Genomic DNA, 5,331 nt, shown 5'->3' with positions numbered 1-5,331 from the left:
CGGCCTGCCAGCCGGGCTGGGCGGCCCGGGCCCGTTCGACGGCGGCCGCGGCCGCGGCGGGCCCGGGGGCGGTGAAGCGGACGACCACGTCGGCGGGATCGGCGGGGTTGCGCGAGACGAGGGTGGTTGCGGTGGTGGTCACAGGAGGAAGCCTCCGGGGAAGGGGTCGTCCGGGTCGAGGAAGTACTGGGCGGTGCCGGTGATCCAGGCGCGTCCGGTGACGGTGGGGACGACGGCGGGCAGCCCGCCGACCGTCGTCTCGGCGATCAGCCGGCCGGTGAACTGCGTGCCGATGAAGGACTCGTTGACGAAGTCGCGGCCCAGGGGCAGCGTGCCGCGCGCGTGCAGCTGGGCCATCCGGGCGGAGGTGCCGGTGCCGCACGGGGAGCGGTCGAACCAGCCGGGGTGGATGGCCATCGCGTGCCGCGAGCGGTGTGCGTCGGAGCCGGGTGCGGCCAGGTAGACGTGCTTCACCCCGGCGATGGCGGGCTGCTCGGGGTGGGCGGGCCGGTCCGGTGACGCGTTGATCGCGTCCATGACGGCGAGTCCGGCCGCCAGCAGGTCGTCCTTGCGGGCGCGGTCGAACGGCAGGCCCAGGGCGTCGAGTTCGACGAAGGCGTAGAAGTTGCCGCCGAAGGCGAGGTCGTAGGTGACCGTCCCGTACCCGGGCACCTCCACCTTGCGGTCGAGCCCCACGCAGAACGCGGGCACGTTGGTGAACGTGACCGCCTTCGCCGCGCCGTCCTGCACCCGGACGTCGACGGCCACCAGTCCGGCCGGGGTGTCGAGGCGCACGGTCGTCACCGGTTCGGTCACCTGCACCATGCCGGTCTCGACGAGGACGGTGGCGACGCCGATGGTGCCGTGCCCGCACATGGGGAGCACCCCGGAGACCTCGATGTAGAGGACGCCGACGTCGGCGTCGGGCCGGGTGGGGGGCTGGAGGATCGCGCCGCTCATGGCGGCGTGGCCGCGCGGCTCGTACATGAGGAGGGTGCGGAGGTGGTCGAGGTGCTCGATGAAGTGCAGCCGCCGCTCGGCCATGGTGGCGCCGGGGATCACCCCGACACCCCCGGTGATCACGCGCGTGGGCATGCCCTCGGTGTGGGAGTCGACTGCGTGGAAGACATGGCGCGTCCGCATGAACTGCCTTTCCGGTCGGGGACGGGGGCGGGGACGGGGGTCAGCGGTATCCGTCGGCGACGGCCTTCTCGGTGGCGGCCCGTACCACCGCGGCGGTCTCCCCGGTGAGCGGGAAGCGCGGCGGGCGGACGGGCCCGCCGTGGTGTCCGGCGATGTCCATGGAGAGCTTGACGGCCTGGACGAACTCGGTCTTCGAGTCCCAGCGCAGCAGCGGGTGCAGGGACTTGTAGAGCGGGACCGCGGTGCCGAGGTCGCCCGCGACGGCCGCACGGTACAGCTCGGCGCAGGCGGCGGGGAAGGCGTTGGGGTAGCCGGCGATCCAGCCGGTGGCACCGGCCAGGGCGAGTTCGAGCAGGACGTCGTCGGCGCCGATCAGCAGGTCCAGTTCCGGGGCGAGTTCGGCGAGTTCGTACGCCCGGCGCACGTCGCCGCTGAATTCCTTGACGGCGACTATGGTGCCGTCCCGGTGCAGCCGGGCGAGCAGGCCCGGGGTGAGGTCGACCTTGGTGTCGATGGGGTTGTTGTAGGCGACGACCGGCACTCCTGCCCCGGCGACCTCGGCGTAGTGGGCGCGTACGGCCTGTTCGTCGGCACGGTAGGCGTTCGGGGGCAGCAGGAGGACCGAGCCGCAGCCCGCGTCGGCCGCCTGCTGTGCCCAGCGGCGGGACTCGGCGCTCCCGTAGGCGGAGACCCCGGGCATCACACGGGCCCCGTCGCCGGCCGCGGCGACGGCGACTTCGACGACGCGGGCACGCTCCTCGTCGGTGAGGGTCTGGTACTCGCCGAGCGAGCCGTTGGGGACGACGCCGTCGCAGCCGTTGGCGATGAGCCGGCGGACATGCTCGGCGTAGGCGTCGTAGTCGACGGACAGGTCGTCGCGCAGGGGCAGTGCGGTGGCGACCATGATGCCGCGCCAGGGGCGGGCGCTGTTCCAGCCGGTGGGGGTCATTGCGGCGAACCTCTCTCTACGGTGCGGTGTTCGGCTGATCGGCGCACTGGGCGAGCACCGACATGGGGACGGGCACGGCGAACGGGCGCCGTTCGGGCGGGGGTTCGGGGGCGCCGTCGCGCGCGGCGAGGCAGGCCACGGCCGGGCCGCACATCCTGCCCTGGCACCACCCCATGCCCGCCCGGGTGAGGAGCTTGACGGTCCGCGCGTCCCGCGCGCCGAGGTCGTCGACGGCCTCGCGGATGCGTCCGGCGGTGACCTCCTCGCAGCGGCAGACGTCGGTGTCGTCGGCCAGCCAGCAGCGCCAGCCCGGGCCGGGGGTGTGGGCGGCGGCCATGGCGTCGGCGAAGGCGCGCATCCGGTCGCGGCGGCGCCGGAGTTGTACGATCCGGCTGCCGCGGGCCCGTCCTGCGCCCAGCCGGGCGGCGACGGCGATGCCGGCCAGCTCGCCTTCGGCCAGGGCCAGGCGGACGCCGCCCACTCCCCCGGTCTCGCCCGCCGCCCACAGCCCGCGTACCGAGGTCTCCTGGAGCGGGCCGAGGACGAGCGCCGATGTACCGTCCGCCGACGTACGGGTCGCGCAGCCGAGTGCCGTGGCCAGTTCGATCTGCGGGACCAGGCCGTGCCCGACGGCCAGCGCGTCGCACGCGATCCGGCGGCCCGACCCCTGTACGGGCCGCCAGGTGCGGTCGAGCCGGGTCACGGTGACGGCCTCCACCCGGTCGGTTCCGTGCACTGCGGTGACGGCGCTGCGCGACCGCAGCCGCACCCCGTGGCGCAGCAGGGCCGCGCCGTGGACGAGTGCCTCGGCGGCCTTCTGCGGGTTGGCGGCGAGGGCCCGGGGGTGCCGGGCGTACGCCAGGTATCCGGACGCCTCGACCAGGGCGGGCACGCGCGCGCCGGCCGCGGCCAGCGAGGAGGCGACGGCGAGCAGCAGGGGGCCGCTGCCTGCCACCACGATCCGCCGACCGGGCAGCACCAGCCCGGACTTGAGCATGGCCTGCGCTCCCCCGGCGCTCACCACACCGGGCAGGGTCCAGCCGGGGAACGGGAGATGGCGTTCGTACGCACCGGTCGCCAGCAGCACCGCACGGGCCCGCACCCGCACCGGCTGCTCGTCGGAGCCGTCGTCCCCGGTGAGGCAGTGCACCGACCAGGCCGGTGCCTCGTGCGTGATGCTCCACACGTGGTGCCCGGGCAGGTGCCTGACACTGCTCTCCGCGAGCCGCCGGCGCAGCCCGGCGTAGGCGGACCAGTCGTGGTGCAGGGCCTCCGGCCGCGCTGCGCGCGCCTGTGGTGCGGGCTGCCGGTAGAACTGGCCGCCGGTGTGAGCGGAGGCGTCCAACAGGACGACACCCAGCCCGAGTTCGGCGGCGGCGACGGCACCGGCAAGGCCGGCGGGACCGGCGCCGACGACCGCCAGGTCGTACGGTTCAGACGCCGAGTCGGTCATGGCCGTGCCCTTCCTGGGTGGTCACCGCGTCACCGGGGCGCGCAGCCACCAGGCATGCCCGGCGGTTGGGATCGCCGTTGATGGTGACGAGGCAGTCGAAGCACTGGCCGATGCCGCAGAAGGCGCCGCGCGGGCGGCCGCCGGTGCGGGTGGTGCGCCAGGACAGGATGCCGGCGGCCCACAGCGCGGCGGCGACGGACTGGCCGGGGACGGCGGTGATGCGGCGGCCGTCGAAGGTGATCTCGAACGGCGGATCGGGCTGCGCCCCGACGAGTTCGGCGGGGGTACGGGCCACCGGGGCCTCCTCTCGGTGAACGCGGCGGACTGGGTGAACGGCGGGGTTCAGAAGCGGCCGGGGTCGAACGGGCCGATGTCGAGCGGGGGTTCGCCGCCGGTCAGGCAGCGTGCGATGACGAACCCGGTCGCCGGGGCGAGTCCGATGCCCGCGCCCTCGTGGCCGCACGCGTGCAGCAGGCCGGGGGCGCGCGGGTCGGGCCCGATGGCGGGCAGGTGGTCCGGCAGGTACGGGCGGAAGCCGGTGTAGGTGCGCATGGCCCGCACCGTGCCCAGGACCGGGAAGAGGGCGGTGGCACCGGCCGCGAGGCGCTGCAGGGCCTGCGGCGAGAGCGTCCGGTCGAAGCCGGCGTGTTCGCGGCTGGCGCCGATGAGGACGGGGCCGGCCGGGGTGCCCTCGATCACCGCCGAGGTCTGCAGCGTGGCGGACCCGCTGGCCACGTCCGCCATGTAGCCGGCGGCGTACACCTTGTGCCGCACCACGCGCGGCAGCGGTTCGGTGACGAGGACGAATCCGCGGCGGGGCCGCACGGGCAGCTCCACGCCCGCGAGCCGGGCGAGTTCGCCGCCCCAGGCGCCGGCGGCGTTGACGACGTACGGGGCGTGGACCTCCCCGCGGGTCGTGCGCACGCCGCGCAGGGTCCCGTCGGGTGCGGTGAGCAGGCCGGTGACCTCCTCGCCGAGCCTCAGGCGTATCCGGTTGCCGGCCGCGCGCAGCAGGTGCGCGGTGGCGAGGGCCGGCATGACCTGCGCGTCCTGGGGGTAGTGGACGCCACCCGCGAGGCCGGGGGCGAGGTGGGGTTCCAGGTCGTGGAGCCGGTCAGCCGGGATCTCCTCGGCGGTGACGCCCGCGGCGCGCTGCCGGTCCGCGAAGTCCCGCAGGGCGGCCGCGCCGGGTTCGTCCGCGGCGACGATGAGGCCGCCCTTGGGCTCGTACTCGATCCGCGCGGGCAGCGCACCGGACAGTTCCGTCCACAACCGGGCGGAGAGCCGGGCGAGTTCGAGCTCGGGGCCCGGTTCCTTGTCGGAGACCAGGAGGTTGCCTTCGCCGGCACCCGTGGTGCCGCCCGCGACGGAACCGCGGTCGATGACGGTGACGCGGAGGCCGGCGCCGGCGGCATAGTAGGCGCATGCCGCTCCGACCATGCCGGCGCCGATGACGATGACGTCCGAGAGTTTTCCCGTTGGCACGTCAGTAATATTTCACATTGCACCGACGCTGCCAAGGCTCCCGCAGGCCCCGTGTTCCCCTCAGCCGCCCAGCAGTTGACCCATCCACTCCTCGACGGCGTCCGGCGTCCTCGGCAGGCCGCCGGACAGCAGCCGGGCCCCCTCCGCCGTGATCACCAGGTCGTCCTCGATGCGCACCCCGATGCCGCGCAGTTCGGGCGGCAGGGTTTCGTCGTCGGGCTGGAGGTAGAGCCCTGGCTCGACGGTGAGCACCTGCCCCTCCTCCAGCACCCCGTCCAGATACGCCTCGGCGCGCGCCTGG

At 74.8% G+C, this 5,331-nt stretch carries 6 protein-coding genes; all 6 read right to left on the bottom strand.

All coding sequences use genetic code 11. The annotated features are described in order from the left end of the window. Window positions 1-138: 138 nt before the first annotated feature. Entirely contained in the window at window positions 139-1,143 is a 1,005-nt protein-coding gene (locus HG542_RS31075) for a proline racemase family protein (protein WP_171087367.1), read from the bottom strand. 40 nt (window positions 1,144-1,183) lie between these two features. Continuing rightward, on the bottom strand, window positions 1,184-2,092 hold the full coding sequence (locus HG542_RS31070; RefSeq protein ID WP_171087365.1) for a dihydrodipicolinate synthase family protein: 909 nt from the start codon (window positions 2,090-2,092) through the stop codon (window positions 1,184-1,186). A 16-nt stretch (window positions 2,093-2,108) separates the two neighbouring features. Then, entirely contained in the window at window positions 2,109-3,545 is a 1,437-nt protein-coding gene (locus HG542_RS31065; protein ID WP_171087363.1) for an FAD/NAD(P)-dependent oxidoreductase, read from the bottom strand. After that, window positions 3,526-3,840 carry a (2Fe-2S)-binding protein gene (locus HG542_RS31060; protein WP_171087361.1) on the bottom strand — a complete coding sequence of 105 codons (315 nt, stop codon included), beginning with the start codon at window positions 3,838-3,840 and terminating at the stop codon, window positions 3,526-3,528. The genes HG542_RS31065 and HG542_RS31060 overlap by 20 nt, the downstream gene beginning before the upstream one ends. Before the next feature lie 47 nt (window positions 3,841-3,887). Beyond that, window positions 3,888-4,985, bottom strand: a complete 1,098-nt coding sequence (locus HG542_RS31055; RefSeq protein ID WP_176607178.1) for an NAD(P)/FAD-dependent oxidoreductase — start codon at window positions 4,983-4,985, stop codon at window positions 3,888-3,890. Between the two features lie 105 nt (window positions 4,986-5,090). Further along, a partial coding sequence (locus HG542_RS31050; RefSeq protein ID WP_171087357.1) for a M24 family metallopeptidase occupies window positions 5,091-5,331 on the bottom strand: 241 nt, incomplete at its 5' end.

The organism is Streptomyces morookaense (genome assembly GCF_013030945.1).
Classification (GTDB): Bacteria; Actinomycetota; Actinomycetes; order Streptomycetales; family Streptomycetaceae; genus Streptomyces; species Streptomyces morookaensis.
Note: the sequence above shows the minus strand (reverse complement) of the source record. Positions and strands in the feature narration are given on the sequence as shown.